This is a genomic window from Bacillus sp. P4_D3, from assembly GCF_056401855.1.
Genome location: NZ_JBFUIN010000612.1, coordinates 1 through 1,864 on the forward strand (window position 1 = coordinate 1; position 1,864 = coordinate 1,864).

At 31.0% G+C, this 1,864-nt stretch carries 2 protein-coding genes; both read left to right on the plus strand.

The annotated features are described in order from the left end of the window. On the plus strand, positions 1-624 hold a 624-nt coding region (locus AC1DTM_RS24710; protein ID WP_477001121.1), incomplete at its 5' end, for a response regulator transcription factor. After that, positions 617-1,864: sensor histidine kinase (locus tag AC1DTM_RS24715; RefSeq protein ID WP_477001122.1), on the plus strand; the 1,248-nt coding region annotated here is incomplete at its 3' end. The genes AC1DTM_RS24710 and AC1DTM_RS24715, both read left to right, overlap by 8 nt.

Sequence of the window (1,864 nt, forward strand, 5' to 3'; positions counted from 1 at the left end):
GAACAAGATATGCTGAAAATTTTAAAAGCGTATTTTGAAAAAGAAGGCTTCGAAGTTTTATTAGCGAAGGATGGAGAGGAAGCACTTCAAATATTTTACGATGAGAAAATTGACTTAGCTATTTTAGATTGGATGATGCCGAAAAATAGTGGTATTACTGTCTGTCAGGAAATAAAAAAGAATTCAAGTGTGAAAGTATTAATGCTTACTGCGAAAAGTGAAAGTGAAGATGAATTAGTAGCTCTTCAAAGCGGGGCAGATGAGTATGTAAAAAAACCATTTCATCCAGGAGTGCTAATAACCCGAGCGAAAAAGCTTGTGCAGCATGAAGATGTTATTCAAGTTCAAGATTTAAAAATAGATTTCACCAAAAATAAAGTATATAAAAATGAGAAAGAATTAGACATTACAAAGACAGAATTACAATTAATAAAGTGCTTTTTAAATCATAAAGGCACGATTTTAACACGGAAAAAGTTGTTAGATATCGTCTGGGGATTTGATTATTTTGGGGAAGAGCGAACGGTTGATACGCATGTAAGAAGATTACGTAAAAAAATAGGAGAAAATATTATAAAGACACATCGTGGTTTAGGATACAGTTTGGAGGAAGAGTGTGAATAAGCTCGGTAAAAAGTTATTTTTCAGCATTTCTTTAACAGTCATCCTTATTTTTGTCATCTCTTTATTATTAATTAACTATTTTTTACCAAAATATAATGTGCACAAAACACGTGAAAGCTTAGAAGGCATTACAGCGGAAATACAGTCGATACCGCGTGAAGAACTGGATGATGCTATAAATCGCATTGAAAATGAAGGTAATGTTACGATTGCATATACATCAATAAATAATTCAGAAGATGCTATTAATGAAGAATTACGCATGCAGCTTACAAAAAAGAGAGTTGCATTGAATAAACTTTGGATTACAAAAGAAGAAATTACGAAAGTGAAGAACCTCGGACAATCGAATAAAATATATGATCAAGAAAAGATAAAATCTAGTTTTTTTGCGAAATACATTGCGAAAGATGATATGTTGATTTTAGTAGGAGTTTCTATCGCACATTCCAATGAAGTAATTAAAACGCTTAACTCATTTTATTTATACATTTTGGGATTCTCACTATTTCTTATTATCGTGCTTGTTTGGATTCTTTCAAAAACAATCACTACTCCACTGAAAGAATTGAGTGATGTCGCAGAAGATATTTCACGTCTGAAATTTAAACGGACGAAAGTTAAAACGAATGATGAAATAGGTGATTTAGCAAATAGTATTAACATCATGAGTGATAAATTACATGAAGCACATCAAGATTTAACAGATCGAAATGACCACTTAAAACGATTTATGGGCGATGTAACTCATGAATTAAAAACACCAATCGCATTAGTAAAAGCATATTCTATGGGAATAAAAGATGGTTTAGATGATGGCACATATGTTGATACAATCATTAAACAAACAGATCAAATTTCAAATTTAATTGAAGAGTTATTGCGATTTTCTAAACTAGAAAGAGATATTTTACAAAAAGAAGAATTCCCTATTGAACCACTAGTCCAAAGTATAATAGATAAGCATAAAATTGAACTGGATTCGAAAGAAATCAAGTTGCAAGTGAACTATAATGCTGGTGACGCGATTGTTTATGCTGATTTAAATAAAATGAGAATGGTCTTTCAAAATTTAATCTCTAATGCGATAAAATATACAACGAATCAAAATATAAAAATCACATTAGAAGAGAAAAATGACGTTGTGTATTTTCAAATTCAAAATGGTATTGCTGCTGAGGGCGTTAAAGAGATAGATAAAATTTGGGAACCTTTTTACGTATTAGAATCTTCTCGTAGT